Origin of the sequence: Kibdelosporangium persicum, from assembly GCF_013280595.1 — a bacterium.
GTDB lineage: Bacteria > Actinomycetota > Actinomycetes > Mycobacteriales > Pseudonocardiaceae > Kibdelosporangium > Kibdelosporangium persicum.
Genome location: NZ_JAAATY010000010.1, coordinates 1 through 20,094, shown reverse-complemented (window position 1 = coordinate 20,094; position 20,094 = coordinate 1). Strand labels below are relative to the sequence as shown.

The 20,094-nt window shown below is 69.0% G+C and carries 19 protein-coding genes; 15 read left to right on the top strand and 4 right to left on the bottom strand.

The window, feature by feature from the left end; genetic code table 11:
- Positions 1-145 precede the first annotated feature (145 nt).
- The 9 genes from GC106_RS19290 to GC106_RS19250 are packed head-to-tail and all read left to right on the top strand — an operon-like array spanning position 146 to position 8,557.
- The gene (locus tag GC106_RS19290) at positions 146-880 is read left to right on the top strand and encodes a class I SAM-dependent methyltransferase (RefSeq protein WP_173132430.1); all 735 of its coding nucleotides are present in this window, start codon (positions 146-148) and stop codon (positions 878-880) included.
- A gap of 4 nt (positions 881-884) precedes the next feature.
- Positions 885-1,928 (top strand): cysteine synthase family protein, encoded by a 1,044-nt coding sequence (locus GC106_RS19285; RefSeq protein ID WP_312872736.1) that lies wholly within the window; start codon positions 885-887, stop codon positions 1,926-1,928.
- Positions 1,925-2,764: a Rossmann-like domain-containing protein gene (locus GC106_RS19280; protein WP_173132428.1), complete on the top strand. Its 840-nt coding sequence runs from the start codon at positions 1,925-1,927 to the stop codon at positions 2,762-2,764. The genes GC106_RS19285 and GC106_RS19280 overlap by 4 nt, the downstream gene beginning before the upstream one ends.
- Entirely contained in the window at positions 2,764-3,759 is a 996-nt protein-coding gene (locus tag GC106_RS19275) for an ABC transporter substrate-binding protein (RefSeq protein ID WP_173132426.1), read from the top strand. The genes GC106_RS19280 and GC106_RS19275 overlap by 1 nt, the downstream gene beginning before the upstream one ends.
- Entirely contained in the window at positions 3,752-4,846 is a 1,095-nt protein-coding gene (locus GC106_RS19270) for a FecCD family ABC transporter permease (protein WP_173132424.1), read from the top strand. Before GC106_RS19275 ends, GC106_RS19270 begins: the two co-directional genes overlap by 8 nt.
- Before the next feature lie 28 nt (positions 4,847-4,874).
- Complete coding sequence (locus tag GC106_RS19265; protein ID WP_173132422.1) at positions 4,875-5,807, top strand: ATP-grasp domain-containing protein; 933 nt, start codon at positions 4,875-4,877, stop codon at positions 5,805-5,807.
- A gap of 3 nt (positions 5,808-5,810) precedes the next feature.
- Complete coding sequence (locus tag GC106_RS19260) at positions 5,811-7,049, top strand: MFS transporter (protein WP_173132420.1); 1,239 nt, start codon at positions 5,811-5,813, stop codon at positions 7,047-7,049.
- A complete protein-coding gene (locus tag GC106_RS19255) occupies positions 7,046-7,765 on the top strand; it encodes a class I SAM-dependent methyltransferase (RefSeq protein WP_312872735.1) in 720 nt (239 codons plus the stop codon). The genes GC106_RS19260 and GC106_RS19255 overlap by 4 nt, the downstream gene beginning before the upstream one ends.
- 3 nt (positions 7,766-7,768) lie before the next feature.
- Positions 7,769-8,557 (top strand): ABC transporter ATP-binding protein, encoded by a 789-nt coding sequence (locus tag GC106_RS19250; protein WP_173132418.1) that lies wholly within the window; start codon positions 7,769-7,771, stop codon positions 8,555-8,557.
- On the opposite strand, the gene GC106_RS19245 is transcribed toward GC106_RS19250, so the two are convergent.
- Entirely contained in the window at positions 8,529-9,281 is a 753-nt protein-coding gene (locus GC106_RS19245; RefSeq protein WP_173132415.1) for a TauD/TfdA family dioxygenase, read from the bottom strand. The genes GC106_RS19250 and GC106_RS19245 overlap by 29 nt on opposite strands.
- On the bottom strand, positions 9,278-10,534 hold the full coding sequence (locus GC106_RS19240; RefSeq protein WP_173132412.1) for an MFS transporter: 1,257 nt from the start codon (positions 10,532-10,534) through the stop codon (positions 9,278-9,280). The genes GC106_RS19245 and GC106_RS19240 overlap by 4 nt, the downstream gene beginning before the upstream one ends.
- A 130-nt stretch (positions 10,535-10,664) precedes the next feature.
- On the opposite strand from GC106_RS19240, the gene GC106_RS19235 reads away from it, so the two are divergent.
- The 3 genes from GC106_RS19235 (at position 10,665) to GC106_RS19225 (ending at position 13,601) form a co-directional block, all read left to right on the top strand.
- Positions 10,665-11,672: an ABC transporter substrate-binding protein gene (locus GC106_RS19235; protein ID WP_173132409.1), complete on the top strand. Its 1,008-nt coding sequence runs from the start codon at positions 10,665-10,667 to the stop codon at positions 11,670-11,672.
- 103 nt (positions 11,673-11,775) lie between these two features.
- Entirely contained in the window at positions 11,776-12,780 is a 1,005-nt protein-coding gene (locus GC106_RS19230) for a FecCD family ABC transporter permease (protein WP_312872734.1), read from the top strand.
- On the top strand, positions 12,777-13,601 hold the full coding sequence (locus GC106_RS19225; protein ID WP_173132403.1) for an ABC transporter ATP-binding protein: 825 nt from the start codon (positions 12,777-12,779) through the stop codon (positions 13,599-13,601). Before GC106_RS19230 ends, GC106_RS19225 begins: the two co-directional genes overlap by 4 nt.
- 30 nt (positions 13,602-13,631) lie before the next feature.
- On the opposite strand, the gene GC106_RS19220 is transcribed toward GC106_RS19225, so the two are convergent.
- Positions 13,632-15,854 carry a heavy metal translocating P-type ATPase gene (locus GC106_RS19220; protein WP_173132400.1) on the bottom strand — a complete coding sequence of 741 codons (2,223 nt, stop codon included), beginning with the start codon at positions 15,852-15,854 and terminating at the stop codon, positions 13,632-13,634.
- A gap of 18 nt (positions 15,855-15,872) precedes the next feature.
- Positions 15,873-17,762 (bottom strand): bifunctional copper resistance protein CopD/cytochrome c oxidase assembly protein, encoded by a 1,890-nt coding sequence (locus GC106_RS19215; RefSeq protein ID WP_173132397.1) that lies wholly within the window; start codon positions 17,760-17,762, stop codon positions 15,873-15,875.
- Positions 17,763-17,866: 104 nt separating this feature from the next.
- Between GC106_RS19215 and GC106_RS19210 the strand changes: the two genes are divergently transcribed.
- The 3 genes from GC106_RS19210 to GC106_RS19200 form a co-directional block, all read left to right on the top strand.
- Entirely contained in the window at positions 17,867-18,586 is a 720-nt protein-coding gene (locus GC106_RS19210) for a DsbA family protein (protein WP_173132394.1), read from the top strand.
- Positions 18,583-19,134, top strand: a complete 552-nt coding sequence (locus GC106_RS19205; RefSeq protein ID WP_173132392.1) for a vitamin K epoxide reductase family protein — start codon at positions 18,583-18,585, stop codon at positions 19,132-19,134. Before GC106_RS19210 ends, GC106_RS19205 begins: the two co-directional genes overlap by 4 nt.
- Positions 19,135-19,720: 586 nt before the next feature.
- The coding region (locus tag GC106_RS19200) for a DUF222 domain-containing protein (RefSeq protein WP_173132390.1) at positions 19,721-20,094 on the top strand (374 nt) is incomplete at its 3' end.

Below are 20,094 nucleotides of genomic sequence, written 5' to 3'. Positions count from 1 at the left end.
ATGAAAACCGTTTCCGTCAAAGTCGCGCTTCGAACGAGGTTCGCCGGCCGGGACGAGTCCCGGTGACCGACCGAAGGGGAATTGGACTGTGCAGCAATCGCCTACTGCCGGCGCATCTCCTGGGCCACCTGTCCTTCCCGGCACCGTGACGGGATGGGAGTTGCACGCCAGGCTGCCGCACACGCTGCCGGCCGGGGAGATCCGGGCGATCAACAACCCGAGCGGGGCCATCCACGAGCACCGCACGTACCACTGGAACGGCTGGGATTTCGACCTTCCCCCTGGGGTGTTCCATCCGGGTGAGACCAGCAGGCTGGTGCACAGTCGTCTCCTCGACGGGACGCTGCCGGTGGCGGGCCTGCGTTACGCGGCGATGGGTGCGGGTCTCGGTGTGGAAGCCGTTGTGGCCGGCGTACGGGGTGCGGGTGTCGTGTACGCGCTGGACGTGCATCCGGAGAGTGTGCGCACGACGGCACGCCACTACGAACGGATCGTCGGGACGGATGGGCCGCCGTTGGTCCCGTTGGTGGCCGACGTGTGGGAGGGCTTTCCGGACGGCGAGCAGGTGGACGTGGTGACGTTCAACCCGCCGGCCATCGAGTTGCCGCTGTCCGACGATCCGGAGATCGTGCGCAACCTGTGCCTGGGACGTGACATCGCGGCTCGGTTCTTCGGTCAGCTGGTTGCCAGGGATCTGCTCGCCGAGGGTGGTGTGGTGTATCTGATCCTGTCGAACACCGCGCCGCTGCGCGACATCGTGGCGATGGCGCTGGAAAGCGGGTTCGGTGCCGAGGTGCTCCACGTGGAGGACTGGGAGGGCGACAACGTCCAGACCTACCTGTTCGCGTTACGCCGCGAGTCCCGGACAGGGGAGGGCTGACTGCGTGCACGAGCACTACGCGGACGCGATCGCTGATCCTGATCACATCCGGCTTGCTCCCGACCTCGTGTGCTTGCGGTTCGAGGTGATGAAGGTGCGTTCCGCGCTCGGTGCGGTGCGCCACCTGCTCGCCACCGGCGTGGTCCGCCCTGGGGACACCTTGGTGGACAGCTCCAGTGGAATCTACGCGCTGGCACTGGCTTTGGCGTGTCATCGGTACGGGATGCGGTGCCACATAGTGGGTTCCACGACAGTGGACGAGACGTTGCGGATCCAGCTGGAGATTCTCGGCGCGACGCTGGAGCGCATGCCTCCGTCGAAGGACCTGATGCTGGACCAGAACCGGCGCGTCGAGCGCGTCGGGCAGCTGTTGCTCGAGAACCCGGGATACCACTGGATGCGCCAGTACCACGACAGCATCCACTATGCCGGGTACCGCGAGGTGGCCGAGCGGCTCGACCGGGAACTGCCGTTGGAGCCGTTGACGATCGTCGGCGGTGTGGGGACCGGCGCGTCAACCGGTGCGCTCGCGGAGTACCTGCGCGCGATGGGCCGGGACGTGCGGCTGACGGGAATCCAGCCGTTCGGCAGCGTGACGTTCGGTGCGCAGCACACCGCCGACCCGGACATGATCATCGCGGGGATCGGGAGTTCGATCGAGTTCCGCAACGTCCGCCGTGACCTGTACGACCGGATCCACTGGGTGTCCTTCCGGTATGCCCAGGCCGGAGCGGTGGCGCTGTTACGGGACAGCGGGATCTTCGCCGGGCTGTCCTCGGGCGCGGCCTACCTGGCCTGCCAGTGGGAGCGCCACCGTGCTCCCGGGCGCACCATGGTGTTCCTCGCGCCGGACACCGGGCACCGGTACGTGTCGGCGGCGTTCGCGGACCACGCTGACGTGCCCGATCCCGCCGAGCTCTCGCCCCATGAGGTGTCCGGCAGCGACGACGTCCTGCTGCCCTGGTCGGTCGCTGACTGGGCCACCGACATGCCTGCCCAGCGCGATGCCTCGCGGCTGCCTGTCGGTGTGCCGGGGTGGTCGTCATGACCGGCGGCGTGGCGACTGTCGCGGACTTGGTGGCCGATGTGCTTGCCGGACGCCGAGGTCCTGATCCCGCCGGCGTTGTCGCGACAAGCGTGTTCTGGGTGCACCACGGCACCAGGCTCGCGGGCGGGAACGTCACCTATCGCAACCAGTACCTGCTGGTGCGCGTCGGCACGGCGTTCGGGGCGTGTGCCTTCGAAAGTGGTGAAGCGGAACCCGATGTCTGCGCGGAAGCGTCCGGCCGGAGCGTGGCCGAACTGTTGCGTGTGGACGTCGCCCCGCTGCGAATCGCTGCACTGGACGCATATCTCGGCGCGGTCGCGCCCCACCGCGACGACTCACGGGCCACTCCGGTGGAACTGCCGACCGGGACGCCGGAGACCAGGGCGGCGGCGAGGGACGCCGCGGTGGCCGGATTGCTCGATGTGCCACCGGGAGCCAAGGTCGGGCTGATCGGTGTGGTCAACCCACTGGTCGCGGCGATCCGGGAGCGCGGGGCGGAACCGCTGTTGTGCGACCTGAACCTGCGCACCACCCGCTGGGGCGACCCGGTGACCCCGGACATGACGGAAGTGCTCGACGCCGCCGACGCGATCGTGGCGACGGGAATGACCATCGGCAACGGCACGTTCGACACCATTCTTTCCCGTTGCCGGGAAAGGACGGTGCCGCTGGCGGTGTACGCACAGACCGGCGCCGCCGTCGCCCGGGAGTTCCTCGGCGGCGGGCTCACCGCGCTCTCGGCTGAGCCGTTTCCGTTCTCCCAGTTCAGCGCCGACGCCACGGCACTGCACGTCTACCGAACCGACCGATCGATCCGGAAGGACGACTCATCCTGATGCAGCACCCCATCCGACGTTCCGGGCTCGTCCTGGTGGCCGCCGTCAGCATGCTGGCCACCGCCTGCGGTGGTGACGGCGGCCAGGACACCGTCGCCGCGGCCGAGGGTTTCCCGATGACGGTGAAGAACTGCGGCCGGGACGTCACCTTCGAACGACGGCCGGAGCGGCTGTACGTGATCGGTGGGGAGGCCGGCACCCTGGTGCACGCCGCCGGTGGTACCGACCGGATCAGCACGTTCTCGCCGTTGGTCGGCGAGCCCCTTGGCGATGCGGCCGGTCCGCTCGGCCAGCGTGAGCAGGCTCCGATCAAGAGTTCGAAGAGCATCTCCCGTGAGGTGATCATCGGTGCGAAGCCCGACCTGGTGGTGACGTACGGGCTCAACGAGTTCGGCCCGGAGGACCTGCAGGCCGCCGGTATCCCGACGCTGATCATCAGCGGCTACTGCGGCGGCTTCGGGGCCGGGCAGTCCGAGGTCCAGGATCCGCTGGAGGGCGTCTACGCCGACATCGAGACCCTGGGCCGGGTCCTGGGGACCGAGGACCGGGCCAAGCAGGCGGTCACCGGTCTGAAAGGCCGTGTCGAAGCGGTACGCCAACGGGGCCAGCAGTCCCCGCCGCCGTCCAACGCGACCGCCGCGGTGTTCGTCGCCGGGCCGGACAGCGCTCTGAACGCCTACGGCCGACGCAGCATGATCCACCAGCAGATGAGCCACGCGGGCCTGACGAACGTCTTCCAGAACACCGACGAGCGGCTTTTCGACGTGAACACCGAGGCTCTGATCAGCTCGGCCCCACAGCGGCTGATCGCCCTCTACGAGCCGGGTGACATCGACGAACAGGCCGTTCGGGCTTCACTCACCGGCCGTCCGGAACTCGGCCCGCTGCCCGCCGTCGCCGGGGGCAAGGTGATGGTGCTCGACTTCTTCTACTCGGGACACGGCACGCTCGCCGTGGACGGCCTCGAGAAGCTGGCCGGGCAGGTCCATGGATGACGGTGTCCTGACCGATCACGCCGCCACTGACACGCGCGTCGACGATCTCGACCACGGTCGCCGCAGCAGACGAACTCTGCTGTGGATCGCCGGCCTGACAGGCCTGTTGCTGGTCAGCATTCCGGTCGCGGTCGGGCTGGGACCGGTGGCCATCTCGCCCGACGTCGTCGCGCGGATCGTCGCCAACCACGCGTTCGGTTGGCCGGAGGCGACGTGGAGCCGGTCCGATGACAGCATCGTCTGGCTGGTACGGACACCTCGCGTCCTGCTCGCCGCTGTCGTCGGGGCGGCGCTCGCGATCTCCGGAGCGGCCCTGCAGGCTCTGGTCCGTAACGTGCTGGCCGAGCCGTACCTGCTGGGCGTCACCTCCGGCGCCTCGACCGGTGCGGCGTTGACTCTGCTGTTCGGGGTGGGCGCCTCCTACGGTGCCAGCTCGCTGACCGGCAGCGCGTTCGTGGGCGCGATCGCCGCGATGGGCGTGGTGTTCGCGCTGGCGCGTGCCGGCGGAAGGATCACCTCGGTGCGGCTGCTGCTGGCCGGGGTCGCTGTCGGTTACGTGCTCAACGCCGCCACCAGCTTCCTGATCTTCGCCTCGGACGATCCGGAAGGGGCCCGGGCGGTGCTGTTCTGGTTGCTCGGCTCGCTCAGCAGGGCTTCCTGGTCCGGGGTGGCGGTCGCCGGGGCGTTGATGGCCGCCGCGTTCCTGGTGCTGCTGGTGTGGTCCCGCAAACTGGATGCCCTGACCTTGGGCGACGACACCGCGCACGCGCTGGGCAGCCCACCGGCACGGCTGCGGGCGCAGGCGCTGCTGGTGGTCGCACTCTGCGTGGGCGCCGCTGTCGCGGTCTCCGGCGGTATCGGCTTCGTCGGCCTGATCGTCCCGCACGTGGCCCGGCTCTGCGTGGGTGGCGTGCACCGGCGGCTGCTGCCGGTCTCCGCGCTGATCGGGGCGTCCTTCCTGATCTGGGCCGACGTGGCGGCCCGGATGACGTTCGTGCCCCGCGAGCTGCCCATCGGCATCGTCACCGCCGTGGTGGGCGCGCCGTTCCTGCTGATTCTGGTCCGCCGACTGCGCTCGACCACCTGACGCCGCTCATAAGGAGGCTTGATCCGTCATGGCCGACGCTCCGCTGATCGTCCTGCTCGGCAACGATGATGATGACGACGACCACCGTGCCCTGTTCGCCGAGATCCGCCGCCACGGCGGCGAAGCCCGCCGTGTGCACCCCGACGAGCTCGTGACCGAGGTGACGGACAAGGCCACCCGGTTTCTGGTCGACGGCAAGGAACTGGCACCCGACCTGATGTTCGGCTGGGTTTACGAGGACTACCTGATCCTCGGCATGAACCAGCTGGAAACCGCCCGCCTGGCCGGGATACCCGTGGTGAACTCGGCGATGACGTTGTTGCGGGGGCAGTCCAAGTACCTCAACTCGGCCCTGCTGCACCGCGCGGGCGTGCCGCACCTGCCGGTGCTGTGGGGCCGCGACGAGGAAACGCTGGTGGCCTGGACGGAAGAGAACGGCTATCCCATGGTGACCAAGCCGTTGATGAGTTCCCGTGGTCGCGGCATGTGTCAGCTGACTGACGAAACGTCGGTGCGCCACTACGTCGGCGGCCTTGGTCCCGGGCCCGAGCAGTACTACGTCCAGCCGTACGTTCCGGCCGGGCATCGCGACATCCGCGTGCTGTGCGTGAACTACCAGGCGGTGGCCGCGGTGACCCGCATCGCGCCGCAGGGCACGTGGATCTCCAACGCCCCCGGCAACACCCGGCATCGCACCGAACTCACCGACGACATCCGCACGGTCGCCGAGCAGGCCGCGGAGGCGATGGACGCGCTGTTCGCCGGAGTGGACATCGCGCGGGACGAGCGGACCGGCGAGCTGCGCGTCTACGAGGTCAACACCTGCCCCACCTGCACGGCCACCTTCCAGGAGCTGGGCACGGACCCGGTTCCGCTGACCGAGCTCGCCGGCTTCCTGGTGGCCGCCGCACACGACTTCGATCGCGCGCGCCGCCAGTGGCGCCCGTCGACGACGCTCTGAACGATGCCGGCGATCCTGCGCAATCCCCGGTTCCGCTTGGCCTGGCTGAGCTACACCGCGTCCGGAGCCGCGACCTCGCTCACCCCCGTGGCGCTCACCCTGTTCCTGCTCGACACTCATGGTGCGGTCACGGCGCTCGGGCTGGTGCTCGGTTCACGCACGGTCGGGTTCGTGCTGGGCGCCGTACTCGGTGGCGTGATCACCGACGGCTATCCGCGCCGCACGGTACTCACTGTGGCGAGCGCCGTACGAGGGACGGCGATCCTCGCCTCAGTCGCCGCGTTCTCGGTGTCACTGCTGGCTGTCTGCGCCGCGATCCTGGTGGCCGGGATCGGCGAGGGCATCTTCCGTGGCGCCTATCAGGCGTTGGTCGGCGAGGTCGTGGCCGAACCGGACAGGCAGCGGGCCAACGCACTGTCCACTTTGAGCAACCGGCTGCTGCTGGTCGGCGGGCCGACCGCGGCGGCGCTGCTGTACGCGCTGGTCGGCGGCTCGATCACGCTGCTGGGCACCGGTCTGCTCTGGCTGGGATCCGCCGCGCTGGCGCTGCGGCTTCCGCGTGGTGAGCCGCCGCCGTCCAACGACGCCCGGCGCCGTCCGTTCGCCGACTACGCGGAGGTGCTCCGCGAAGCGGCCCGGCACCGCTGGTTCGTCGCCGGTCTCGGGTCCTTGGTGGTCTGGCTGGCGCTCGGGTTCGCCGTGCAGCAAGTGACCTTGCCGCTGGTCAGCCGCAACGAGCTGGGCGGCGACACGTTCATGGGTGTGGCGTTGGGGTGCTACTCGGCCGGCGCGGTGGTCGCCGCGCTGGTGATGGCGCGCTGGACGCCGCGCCGACCCGGCCTGGTGGCCTTTGTGGGACTGAGCTTCTACGGTCTGGTGCCGTTGGCGCTCACCGTGCCGTCGGTGTCACCCCAGGTAGGTGCGGTGCTGGTGCTGCTCGCGTATTTCCTTGGCGGGGTGGGCATCGAGGCGTTCAACATTCCGTGGTTCAGTGCCATCCAACGGGAAGTCCCGCCGGAGCGGATGGGCCGGCTGTTCTCGTTCGACTTCATGGTTTCCCACGGGGTGGCCCCGCTCGGCCTGATCTTGTTGCCCTACGCGCTGACTGCCGCCGGACAGACCCCGGTCTTGCTAGCGTGCGGAGTGTTGACGCTCGCCGCGTCGCTCGGCGCTTTGGCCATACCGGGCGCGCACCAGCTTGCCGATCCCCGGTCGGCGCGACAAGTGGAGGTCGATCGGTGACGCTGTCCCCGTGTACCGGCGACCCGGACCCGGCCGCGGTGGTCGCCGTCGCCCGTACCTGGAACGCGCGGGCCGCGCGCTACGACCGGTACTACCGCTCGTATGCGGAGGCGGGACGGGACGCGTGGCGGGTGCTGTACCGGGACGCGGTCCGTGCGCTGCTGGGCCCGGAGCCACTGCGGGTGCTCGATGTGGGGACTGGAACCGGGTTCGCCGCAGTGCTGCTCGCCGAACTGGGCCACCAGGTCACCGGAATGGATGCCTCGGCACAAATGCTGGAGCGGGCCCGCGCGGAAGCCATGCGGCGCGGCGTCACCGTCGAGTGGTGCCACGGCGACGCGCATGACGTGCCCATCGCCGACTACGACTTGGTGACCTGCCGATACGTGCTGTGGACCTTGCCCGCGCCGGGAGCCGCGCTGTCGGCGTGGGCACGAGCACTCCGGCCCAGTGGGGCCGTGCTGGTCGCCGACGGCCGATGGCACACCGCAAGGCAACTGCTTCGTTCGCCGCGACTGATTCCCGGAGCCGTCCGGGACTACCTCGCCATGGGCCACACTTTGCCGTACTGGCGGGGAATCACCGCCACCCAGATGGCGGCGTTGCTGCGATCCGCCGGTTTCGGCGCGCCGCGGCCGTTCGAGCACCTGCTGCCCGGCCGGGTGCGCAGGGACAGCCGCGACTTTTTTGTCGTCGGCGCACAACGAGAAGGATGAGACGTGATCAGCGCAGCGGACGTGACGTTCGCCTACAACGGAAACCCCGTGCTCGCCGGAGTCGGCCTGGATGTCGGCTCCGGACGCGTCGTCGGGCTCATCGGCCCGAACGGCAGCGGAAAGACCACGCTGCTGCGCATCCTGTACTCCGCGCTCACCCCGCTCACCGGCGCCGTGCTGATCGACGACCGGCCGGTCACGTCGCTCGCCGGTCGCGAGCTGCCCCGGCGGATCGCCGTCGTGGCGCAGGAAGCCCCGCCCGAACTGCCGATCACCGTGGCGGACATGGTGCTGCTCGGACGTGCACCCCACCGTTCGGCACTGCAGGCCTACACCGCCGAGGACTACCGTCTCGCCGCCTCGGCGCTGCACCGGGTCGGGATGCGTGACCTGGCGGACCGGGACTTCAGCATGTTGTCAGGAGGCGAGAAGCAACGCACGCTCATCGCCCGCGCGATCGCCCAGCAGGCCGGCCACCTGTTGCTCGACGAGCCCACCAACCACCTGGACATCCACTATCAGCACGAAGTCCTGCACCTGGTGCGGGCCCTGGGCATCACCACGGTCGTGGTCCTGCACGACCTCAACCTCGCCGCCCGCTACTGCGACCACCTGGTCCTGCTCGACCGTGGCAGCGTGGCCAAGGCCGGGCCCACCGCCGACGTGTTGACGCCCGAGGTGCTCGAACCCGTGTACCGGGTGTCGGTCCGGGTGCTGGACGACGAGGACTGCATGCAGCTGGTGTTCCGGCCGCAGGTCCCGGTCAACGAGCCGCAGCCGTCAACAGGGTGAGAATTCGCACCATGCGGTCACCGGTATGGGCGTCGCGTCCGTGCCAGCAGCGGTAGTTGTCGAGCGCGAGGATGTCGCCCTCGTCCATTGTGAACCGGATGAGCTCGCGTTCCAGCTCGTCCACAGTGTGCTTGAAACGCGTGAGCATCACGTTGATCCGTTCGATGTCCGGATCGCGATGGAGCGGAACAACGCCCTCGGTGCGCCGCACGATGCGACGGCCGGTTCGGGTGTATTCGACGTGGCGGGCGACGCGCGGCGCGGCGGGAAGGCCGCGCAGCCCGGCCCACGCACCGTAGAGATCGACATCTGTGCCGGTGAGAAAGTCCACGAGGTCGGCATCGGCATAGGTGTCAATGAAGCGGTACGCGTCGGCCAGGAAGGAATCCCCACCCGACCGTGGCGGATCCACGCACTGGATGAGCACCGCGTCCTCGTCGGGATCCCGGCGCCGGGTCAGCGCGCCGCCGATGTCCACGACCTGGTCGAAGCTGTCGGCGTGCAGGCGAACCGGGTTGCCGTCGTGCGACCGCCGCTCCCGTAGCGGGAAGATCTGCCGGATGTGCTGTCCGTACAGGTGGGCGGCGGCGATCACGAGCCCGTCCGGTGTGGTCGGCAGGCCGGTGAGGATCACCGCCCCGTTCTCGGCGAGCGCCTGCCGCGCCTTGTCGGCGTCGGTCACGTCGACACGGGTCGGCAGGATGCTGATCCTGTTGCTGTTCATGATGGTGACCCGGCGGAAGTCCGCGAGAAGTCCTTGGTGGTGGGGACGAGTGCGGCGGCCGCGGGAGCCAGGAAGCACACCGCGGCGCAGGTGCCGAGCACGGCCGTGACGCCGAACGCGTCGATGGCGGGTGCGATCAGGGCGAGCCCGACGGGCGCGAGGCCGTAGGAGAACAGGAAGTCCAGAGAGGACACTCGGGCCAGCTTGCCCGGCTCGACTTCACGCTGCGTGGCGGTGAACCACGGCACGTTGAACAGCTCGATCCCGAGGCCGGCCACGACGTAGGCGGCGACCACGACGGCTGGGTGCACCGGCAGGAGCAGGCTCAGCGGCGCGAAGCCGTAACAGGCGAGGGCGGCCAGCGCGGTCCAGCCCTGGGCGCGGGGACGCCAGCGGCCGATCACGAGCGCGCCGAGCAGGGCTCCCACGGTGTACGCGGTCAGCGACGCGGCGAGGACCACCTCGGTGTCGTACTTGTCCCGGCTGATCAGCGGCAATACGACGCCGGTCGCGGAGTAGCCGGTGGCGATCACCGCGGTGAGTGCGCCCAGCCCGGCGAGGAACCAGGGGTGACGTTTGGCTTCCGCGAGGCCTTCGGTGAACTGACGGACGAAGGGGACTTCCGGTCCGGTGCCGACGGGCGTGTACCGGCCCGCGGGCGGGATGAGCGCGGCGCACAGCCACACCAGGCCGATGCCGATCAGCAGCGCCCCGGTGTCGAGCACCGCCGACAGGAGCGCGGTCAGGCCGGGGGCCGTCAGCGTGACGACGCGGACAGCCAGCGACATCGCCGCGTTGGCCTGCTGGCGCCGTTCGCCGTCGACCACTTCGGCGACCAGCGCCTGGAACGCGGGCCGGCACGCACCCTGACCGGCACCGGCCACAGCGGCCGCGACGGCCATCAACGGCAACGACGACGTCGCCAGGCCGAGCGCGATGACCGGCGCGGCCGCCGCGGCGGCCAACCCGGACCAGAACACGACACCGCGGCGGGAATGCCGGTCGGCCAGCACGCCGCCGACCGGCACCGCGAGCAGGAAACCGACGGTGCGCGTGGCCAGAACGACGCCGAGGCCGACGGCGCTCAGTTGGCGTTCCAGCACCGCCAGCCCGAGCACGAACGGCAACGCCCACGTGGCCAGGCCTGACGCCGTCGTCCCGATCCACAGCCGTACGAAACTCGATTCGCGCAGGATCGAGCGGGACCGGCGGGAGTCCTCAACCCCGGTCGCCTTCGGCGGTGCAGTCACCATGCCCCCTGTATCCGCAGCTGTTGCACAAGTGTCGCAAAAGCTATATCAGTGCGATAGGCCTCGCTGGTGAAACTGATTATCACTACACTGCGGGACGTTCGCTCAATCGGGTGCACCTTGGAGGTTGTCGATGGCACCACGGTTACTGACCGGCATGGCCGGGCTGATGGTGGGTCTTCTCGGGACCACCGGGTGCGCGCAGCCGCCCGCGCCGTCCGGTGACCCGGGCGCGGCGGCCGTCACGGTGACCAGTTGCGGTCAGCAACTGTCGTTCGCCGCGCCGCCGAAGCGAGTGGTCACCCTCGACCAGTCCTCCACCGAGACGATGCTCGCGCTCGGGCTCGCGGACCACATGGCGGGCACGGCGAACCTGAAGACCAAGGTCGCGCCGGAGTACCAGGCCGACTACGCGAAAGTGCCGGTGCTGAGCCCCAAGCTGCTCACGGCGGAACAGTTGCGTGCCGCGACCCCCGACTTCGTCGCCGCGTCGTTCAAGGCCCAGTACACCGCCGACCGGGTCGGGACCCGCGAGGAACTGGCCAAGCTGGGGCTGCCCTCGTTCATCAGCGCGGTGGAGTGCCCGGAGGACAACCAACCCGGCACGACGCCGTTCGACCTGCTGTTCTCCGACTACCAGGCCTTCGGCCGGATCTTCCGGATCGAGGACCGCACGACCGCGCTGATCGACAAGCAGCGGGCGGCCGTCACCGCCGCGGCCGAGACGGGCAAGAAGGTGTCCGGCAAGCCGACCGTGCTGTGGCTGTATTCGACGTTCAACGGCGTGCCCTACGTCGCGGGCGGCACCGGTCTGCCCACCGAGATGAGCCGGTTGGTCGGCGGCAGGAACGCGTTCGACGACGTGGCCGAGGACTGGCCGGAGGTGTCCTGGGAGCGGATCGCCGAGCGCAACCCGGACGTGGTCGTGGTCGGCGATCTGTCCGAGCGCGGCGCCCCCGGTGACAGTGCCGCGGAGAAGATCTCGATGATGCGGGCGCACCCGGTGGTGTCACAGCTCAAGGCCGTGCGGGAGAACAAGATCATCACCGTTCCCGGCATCGAGATGGACCCGTCGGTGCGATCGGTCAACACCCTCGACCTGGTCGCCAAGGGCATGCGTGAGCTGGGCTATGCCCAGTAGCACCACAAGAGACCGGCTGCCCGCGGTACTTCATCCGGCCACATCGGACGTTCCGGCGGTCTCGCCGGTGCGATCGGGACCCGGGCCGCGGCGTGGTTCGTTGGTGCCGCTTCCGTTGCTGTTCACGGCCGGTGTGGTGGCGTTGCTGGTGTCCCTGGCCGCCGCGATGGTGATCGGCAGCGGCGACATCGGGTTCGACGAACTGGCCCGGGTCTTCGGCGGCCACATCGGACTGGACGTCGAGCCGCTGCCCCGGCTGCTGGACTCGCTGGTCTGGGAACTGCGTATCCCGCGTGTGCTGATGGCCGCCGTGGTGGGTGCGGCGCTGGCGATCAGTGGTGCGGTGCTGCAGTCGGTGACCCGCAACGCGCTCGCCGAGCCGTACCTGCTTGGCGTTTCGCATGGCGCGTCCACTGGAGCTGTGGTGGTCGTCGTGCTGGCCGTCGGTGGGGGAGCGGTCAGCGTTTCCGCCGGTGCGTTGGTCGGCGCGCTCGCGTCCTTCGGCCTGCTGCTGGCGTTGCTCGGCAGACGAGGGCTCGGCTCGGTTCGCGTGGTGCTCACCGGCATCGTGATCGGCCTGCTGTTCCACGCGATCACGTACCTGATCCTGATGGCCTCCAGCGATGCCGACACCACTCGGGCGATCATGCACTGGCTGCTCGGCTCGATGGCACCGTCCAGATGGGACTCTCTCGCCGTGACCGCGGCCGTCGGCGCGGTGGGCTTGGTGGTTCTGTGGTTGTACTCCACCGCGTTGGACGGGTTCGCCTTCGGCACGGATACCGCGGCCTCGCTGGGAATCAACGTGCGAAGGACCAGGCTCGTGCTGCTAGTGGCGACCGCGGTGCTGACCTCCGTGGTGGTGGCGTCCGTGGGGGCGATCGCGTTCGTCGGCCTGATCGTGCCGCACGGCATCCGGTTCCTGGCCGGCCCGCTGCACCGGACGCTCCTGCCGTTGAGCGCGCTCGCGGGGGCGATCTTTCTCGTGTGGACGGACGCGCTGTCCCGGGTCGCGTTCGCCCCCAGGGAAGTGCCGGTCGGTGTGTTCACCGCGTTGGTCGGTGTGCCCTTGTTCCTGCTCGTCCTGCGTCGCCGAGGTGAGTTGTGAGGATCGCCGCCGAGAACCTCGGCTGGGCTGCCAACGGCCGCACGATCATCCGCGGGATCACCGTGGAGATCGGCTCCGGTCAGACCGTCGGCCTGATCGGCCCCAACGGTTCCGGGAAGTCGTCGCTGCTGCGATGCCTCGCCGGGCTCAGGGCTCCGACGGCCGGGGCCGTCCGCTACAACGACGAGGACATCACCGGCTGGCCCACCAGGCGCATCGCCCAGCACCTCGCGTTCGTCGAGCAGGCCAGCGAAAGCGACAGTGATCTTCGGGTCGTCGACGTCGTCTCGCTCGGCCGGACGCCGTTCCGGGACCGCTGGCGTGGTCTGAGCCCGGCCGATCACGCCATCGTCGACGCCGCACTCGACCACCTCGATCTGGCGGGACTGCGCGACCGGCACTGGAACACGCTCTCGGGCGGCGAACGGCAACGAGCGCACATCGCCCGGGCGTTCGCGCAGCGACCGTGGGCCATCCTGCTCGACGAACCGACCAACCACCTCGACATCCGCCACCAGTTCGAGCTCATGGACCTGCTCGCCGGCACCGGCCAGACTGTGCTGGTCGCCCTGCATGACCTCGCGCTGGCCGCACGTTACTGCGATCGGCTCATCCTGCTCAGCGAAGGCGAACTCGTCGCGGACGGCCCGCCCGACGAGGTGCTGACCCGGGACCGGCTACGAGAGGTGTACGAGATCGACGCCGAGATCGGCCAGGACAGCCTCGGCCACCTTTCCATCACCTACCACGGCGTACCCGACATCGAGGAGGCGGCAACCGGCGCGGCGACGATGTCGCGTATGGACAGTCCCTCGCCGTAGCGCAGGCGCCGCGCCGTCCGAACGCACTGATCACCGGTGTGGCCGGTAGCCGCGCAGGCGGAGACTGTTGGTGACCACCAGGACCGAGGACAGCGACATCGCGGCTCCCGCGATGAGCGGATTGAGCAGCCCCAGAGCCGCCAACGGGATCGCTGCGGCGTTGTAGCCGAAGGCCCACAAGAGGTTTCCGCGGATCGTCGCCAGTGTCCGATTGGCCAGCTCGATGGCGTCGGGCACCGCGTGCAGGTCTTCCCGGACGAGGATGACGTCTGCGGCATGGGCGGCGACGTCGCTGCCGCGAGCCATCGCCATGCCGAGGTCGGCGCACGCCAGCGCGGGACTGTCGTTGACGCCGTCACCGACCATCGCGACACGGCGTCCTCTGGCGCGCAGCGCCTCGATCGCCTCGACCTTCTCGGTGGGGCGCACCTTCGCGATGACGTCGGTGATGCCGACCTCGTCAGCGACCGCGCGTGCGGCGACGGGACCGTCACCGGTCAGCAGAATGGTCCGCAAGCCGAGGCCATGCAGGCGGGTGATCGCTTCGGCGGCGGACGGCCGTACGGTGTCGCGCACCGCGATTCCGCCTGCTACGACGCCGTTGCGAGCGACGAGAACTCCGGTTGCCGCGCCGAGGTCGTTCAGCCACTCGGTGGCTCGCGGTGGCACCTCGATGCCCAGCTCCGTCAAGAGGTCCGCGGTGCCGACCACGACCGGGGCACCATCGACCTCACCGCGTGCTCCGGCGCCGACGAGGGCTTCGAACCGCGCGACGGCAGGGAGCCCGTCGCCCGCTTCGGTCACGATCGCCGTCGCGATCGGGTGCTCCGAGGCCGATTCCACCGCGCCTGCCCAGCGCAGTACGTCCTGTTCAGAGGCCCGGCTGAAGGAAATGACCGCCGCGACGGTCATGCGGCCGGTGGTGACCGTGCCGGTCTTGTCGAGCACGACCGTGTCCACCGAGCGCGTCGCTTCGAGCGCTTCGGGCCCTTTGACAAGCACACCAAGACCCGCCGCACGGGCGACACCCACCATCAAGGCGGTCGGGGTGGCCAGGCCGAGCGCGCACGGGCAGGCGATGATCAGCACCGCGATCGAGGCCGTGAACGCCGCACGGACGTCGTGGCCGGTGGCCAGCCACCCCGCCAGAGTCATGGCCGCGAGGACAAGGACCACGGGCACGAAGATTGTGCACACCTTGTCGACCAGCCGCTGGACGGTGGCCTTGCGCTGGGCGGCCTGTTCGGCCAGCGCGCTCATCTGCGCGAGCTGGGTGTTGGCTCCGACGTCGGTGGCCCGCACGACCAGCCGCCCGTTGCGGTTGACCGTGCCGCCGACCACACGGTCGCCGGGGCCGACGTCCTCCGGCACGGCCTCGCCCGTGATCGTGGCGGTCTCGACGGCGGACACGCCCTCGGTCACCACGCCGTCCGCGGGCAGGCTTTCCCCAGGCCGGACCACGAACAGGTCACCGACCCGCAGCAGCCCCGCCGCAACCGGGTGTTCGACGCCGTCACGCAGGACGCGTGCGTCCTTGGCGGCCAGATCGGCCAAGGCGGTGAGCAGGCCCAGCGCGGTGCGGCGTGAGCGTGTCTCGAAATAGCGCCCGGCCAACAGGAACGTCGTCACACCCGCGGCCACGTCCAGGTAAACGGCATCCGCGCCCGCCGCCGTGACGCCGAACCCCAGCCAGTAACCGGGTTCGGACGAGCCGGCGGTCAGTGACCACACCGCCCAGCCGAACGACGCCAGGACACCCAACGACACCAAAGTGTCCATACTGGACGATCCGTGTCGGGCGTTACGCAGCGCGGCGCGGTGGAACGGCCACGCCGAGTAGCACACCACCGGTACGGCCAGCAGCACGCACAGCAGCTCCCAACCGGTGAAGCGCCAGGACGGGACCAGCGCGAGGCTGATCGACAGGTTGCCCAAGGGGATGGCAAGCACCGCGGCGACCACGAGCCTGCGCCGCAGATCGGCGACCGCCGCGGTGTGGGCGGCGCGGTCGTCCTCGGCACGGTGACGCACGCGCGCGTCGTATCCCGCCTTGCGGACCGTCTCGACGACGTCTCGTGTGTCCACGCCGGTGGGCAGGTGGACGATCGCCCGCTCGGTCGCGTAGTTGACCGAGGCCCGCACACCGTCCATTTTGTTCAGTTTCCGTTCGATGCGCCCGGCGCAGGCGGCGCACGTCATGCCGGACACCGCCAGTTCCACCGGCGCGGGCGCATCGGTTTCCAAAGTGGTCATCGTGTTCGTCTTTCCAGGTCAGTTCCGTCGCCCGGCCAGGTCGGCCAGCATGGCGTTGTACGCGGCGAGACGGTCGTCCTCGCCGCTGTCGATGCGGCGGTCGAGCCGGGCGGCCTCACGGCGGTCGGCGGCGGCCCACTGGCGCAACAGCGCGACCACCACGATCAGCATGGGGATCTCGCCTGTGGCCCAGGCGATGCCGCCGCCGAGGCGTTGGTCGGTCAGCAGGTCCGGCACCCACGGCAGGGAGAGGTAGCGGTAGTAGGTCTCGGCGATCACGGTCTGCGTGTTCATCAGGATCACGCCGAAGAAGGCGTGGAAGGGCATGACCGCGAACAGCAGGCCGAGCCGGGCCAGGTGCGGCAGCGGGCGTGGCGGCCGGTCGACGCCGATCACCAGCCAGAAGAACACGTAGCCGGATATCAGGAAATGCAGCTTCATCACCTGGTGCGCCCAGTGGTAGAGCATCGCCTCGCCGAACAGGTCCGAGAAGTACAGGACGTAGAACGAGGCGACGAAGACCACGGCGGCGATCGCTGGGTGAGCCACCAGCCGGGCGGCGCGGCTGTGCACCAGGGCGACGACCCAGCCGCGTGGGCCTGGCGGCAGGGTGCGCACCGCCAGCGTGATCGGTCCACCGAGGACCAGCAGCACCGGCGCGAGCATGTTCAACGACATGTGGGCGACCATGTGCATGCTGAACGTGCCCGGCGCGTACCGGCCGATCCCCGAGGACGTCACGACCAGCACCACCACGCAGCCGGCCAGCCAAGCCACCGTGCGCCCGACCGGCCACCGGTCACCCCGGCCGCGCAACCGGCGTACGCCGAGAAGGTAGGCCACGGCCAGCAGCACAGCACCCAGCCCGAACACCAAATCCAGCCGCCAGCCGAGCAACAGGCCGCTGAAGGTAGGTGGCGTGAGCAGCTCGTACCCCAGCACGGTCTGCTGTACGGAGGGCCGCGTGGTCAGCCAAGAAGGCGGCACGAGGTGCGTCAGGCCCAACGAACCACCCAGTGCCACAGCCAGTGCGACCAGTTCCGTACCCAGCGGCCACCGAGTTGCCCAGCGCGATCTCAGCAGTGGCACCACGCCACAGACCGCCAACTTGATCAGCAGTAACAGCCCATATCCGGAGAACAGTCCCTGCGGTCCGGCGAGCACCACGCCCGTCACGGCACCGCTGCAAACCAATACGACCAGGCACACCAGTGTCAGCCGGTAGTAACGGCGCAGCACCTGATCCCGGTGCGCCACGGTCGCACGGCGGAGGAACCGGCGCAGCGCCACCAGCGCGCCGACCCACACCGCAGCCGCCGGTATGTGCCACGCCATCGCGTTGGTGGCCACGTCGTGCCATGCGCCCGACGACACGTGCCCGGCCACCACCGGCGGCAACAGCCCGACGACAGCGACGACGAACCACAGGAACGCCACCGGCCACGTCAACGTCGTGTGTGTACCTGCCGCGACCACGGCCGCGATCACCGCCACGCACAACCACGCCTTCGGCTCCTCCGTGGCCTCGACGAGGTCCGCCAAGTGCGCCCACACCACGGCCGGCGGCTGCCCGGCGGCGTCGCCCGCCGAGAGCGGCACCGCCGCCACCGCCGCCACCGTCCACACTGCCGCCGCCACGGACGCGAGCCGGACCGCGGCATACGCGTCGGCGACCAACCGGCGATCGCGCTGTGCGGGCACCACGAACACGGCGAACGCGAGCGCACCGACAGCGACCACCCCGGCCGCATCGGCGCCGAATCGCACGATCCCGAACAGCACGGAGGCAAGCAAGCCGGGATTGGTATCCCCGAGGACAGCGTGGACGTCACCTGCCGCGAGCACCACCGCTGTGACGCACGCGACAGCGATGCCACTCGCCAGCACGGCGGCCTTGTCAACCCTCACAGTGCACCAGTCGAGTGAACCACCTCGGTGGTTCCCGGAACTATGCCGACTGTAGTCCGACTAACAGAACGAGGATGTTCCGACGACAAAAGGTGACTGGATCGATGGCCCGTACCCCGCACAAGAAAACCGCCCGCCGCCGGTGGTCGGCCAACGTCGTCCTCACACTGGGCCTCGTCGTCCTCGCCGTCGTGGTGATCGGCGGAATACTCGTGTTCGACCGCTCGGACGACGGACCCGCCGCGTCCGGCGAGACACTGGTGCCCGCCGTGGCCCACCGACTGTCCACAGCGGAGGGGGACAGAGTCACCCTGGTGGAGTTCCTGGATTTCCAGTGCCCGGCGTGCGCCTCGTACTACGCGAACGTCACCAGGAAACTCGAACAGGACTATCAGGGGCGGATCACGTTCGTGCCCCGCAACTTCCCGCTCGACATGCACCCGTTGGCGATGCCCGCGGCACGGGCGGCGGAAGCAGCCGGGAAACAAGGCAAGTACGCGGCGATGTACCACGCCCTCTACGACGGCTTCAGCGAATGGGCGGTCGCCGGGCAGGACGTCAACTCCGACGTGACCGCCGCCATCGCGAAGTTCGAGCAGTACGCCACCACGATCGGCCTTGACCTGGCGCGCTTCCGCGCCGACATGACCTCCGCCGAGGTACAGGCGGTGATCGACGAGGGCGTGCGGGACGGGCGTGAGCTTCAGGTGACCAGCACACCGACGTTCTTCCTCAACGGCGAGAAGTTCGAGCCCACCGGCCAGTCCTTCGGCGATGTGGATCGCGAACTGCGTGCGAAGATCGACGAAGCGCTGGCCGGATGACCCCGAACCGGCGCCTGGCTTGGCTGTACGTGCTCGGCGGCGGCTTCGGCTTGGCCGCCGCGGTCGCCCTGACCCTGGAGAAGATCGCCAAACTCCGCGACCCGGCCTATGTGCCCACCTGTTCGCTCAACCCCGTGGTGTCGTGCGGTTCTGTCATGGACAGTCCGCAGGCCGAGGCCTTCGGGTTCCCCAATCCGCTACTGGGAATCGCGCTGTTCACGGTCGTCGTCACGACAGGGGGCGCGGTTCTCGCCGGATTCGCTCCGCCTCGCTGGTACCGGCTCGCGATGAACGCGGGCGCCGCGTTGGGCGTCGTGTTCGTGCACTGGCTGATCGTGGCCAGTCTGTACGACATCCACGCCCTCTGCCCGTATTGCCTCGTGGTGTGGATCGTGACGATTCCGGTCTTCTGGTACACGACACTGGACACCTGGCCGGTGCTGGCGCCGTTGCGTCGTGTCCACAGTGTCATCCTGGTCCTCTGGTACCTGGTGATCGTGGCGCTGATCCTGGTGGAGTTCTGGGACTACTGGCGAACTTTGTTCTGACATCGTCCGCATCACCTGTCTGCCGTCTTCAGCGCGGATTGTCGGGATTCGGCCTGCTGCGGTACTTCTAGGTTGCTGTTGCGGCACCCCGTGTCCACCTTTCCGGCACCCCGTGTTGACCTTTCCGGCACGTTGTGGTCGCCGTTGCGGCACCTCGCTTTCCAGCGTTCGGCGTGTTGTGCTCGCCGTTGCGTTGGGCTTTCTTTGTCCTCGCCGGACGGGCAGGCCACCAAGAGGAGAGGGGGCCGCACTCCCTTCCTCCCGTCCGGCCTGCCTGAGGCAACCATGGGCGTCAAGGGGATCGGTTTGGCTTCCAGCCTGGTTTCTTCGCGTGGGCCGACCCCTTGACCCCCATGGTTGGGCTTCGCCCAGGCCAGACGGGAGGAAGGGAGCACGAAGGGTTTCCTTGCGCTGTCGCGCTTGTGGGACGGCGGTGATCCGTTTGGCTGACGCTCGGGGCTGGGTTTCGTGGGCGGATCACCGCCGCTTTTGGGGTTCTGTCAAGGAAACTTGGGTTTTATCCCCCTATCGTGTGATCGTACTGATGTTCGAAGACTTTCATGTTTTACCGGCGTATTCTGGACGTATGGGGCAGATCGCTTCCACTCCACTCTGGCAGCTCGGCAACCGGGACCTTGTCGCCCGGTTGACCGCCGTGCACAGGCGGATACTCCGGGACTATGCCGAGTACTTCGCGATCCTGTCCGAAGTGGATGGCCAGGGAACCGCGTACGAGTTGGGCTACGGCAACACCGCCGCGCTACTCGTCCACACCCAGAACATCTCACGCAGTGAAGCCAACCAGCGCATCGCCCAAGCCACAGCCCTGCATGACGTGAAGACTCCGACCGGCGCGGTGATCGAGGCCTCCCTTCCGTTGACGGCGGCGAAGTTGGCTGCCGGTGAGATCAGCGTTGGACAGGTGGAGGTCATCCGGAAGTTTGTGGGCAGCCTCGACCA

Coding starts and splice junctions, on each gene's coding strand:
- GC106_RS19205 (WP_173132392.1), top strand. CDS start 18,583: ATGACCCCGAACCGGCGCCTGGCTTGGCTGTACGTGCTCGGCGGCGGC.
- GC106_RS19275 (WP_173132426.1), top strand. CDS start 2,764: ATGCAGCACCCCATCCGACGTTCCGGGCTCGTCCTGGTGGCCGCCGTC.
- GC106_RS19210 (WP_173132394.1), top strand. CDS start 17,867: ATGGCCCGTACCCCGCACAAGAAAACCGCCCGCCGCCGGTGGTCGGCC.
- GC106_RS19245 (WP_173132415.1), bottom strand. CDS start 9,281: ATGAACAGCAACAGGATCAGCATCCTGCCGACCCGTGTCGACGTGACC.
- GC106_RS19280 (WP_173132428.1), top strand. CDS start 1,925: ATGACCGGCGGCGTGGCGACTGTCGCGGACTTGGTGGCCGATGTGCTT.
- GC106_RS19265 (WP_173132422.1), top strand. CDS start 4,875: ATGGCCGACGCTCCGCTGATCGTCCTGCTCGGCAACGATGATGATGAC.
- GC106_RS19260 (WP_173132420.1), top strand. CDS start 5,811: ATGCCGGCGATCCTGCGCAATCCCCGGTTCCGCTTGGCCTGGCTGAGC.
- GC106_RS19235 (WP_173132409.1), top strand. CDS start 10,665: ATGGCACCACGGTTACTGACCGGCATGGCCGGGCTGATGGTGGGTCTT.
- GC106_RS19270 (WP_173132424.1), top strand. CDS start 3,752: ATGGATGACGGTGTCCTGACCGATCACGCCGCCACTGACACGCGCGTC.
- GC106_RS19240 (WP_173132412.1), bottom strand. CDS start 10,534: ATGGTGACTGCACCGCCGAAGGCGACCGGGGTTGAGGACTCCCGCCGG.
- GC106_RS19220 (WP_173132400.1), bottom strand. CDS start 15,854: ATGACCACTTTGGAAACCGATGCGCCCGCGCCGGTGGAACTGGCGGTG.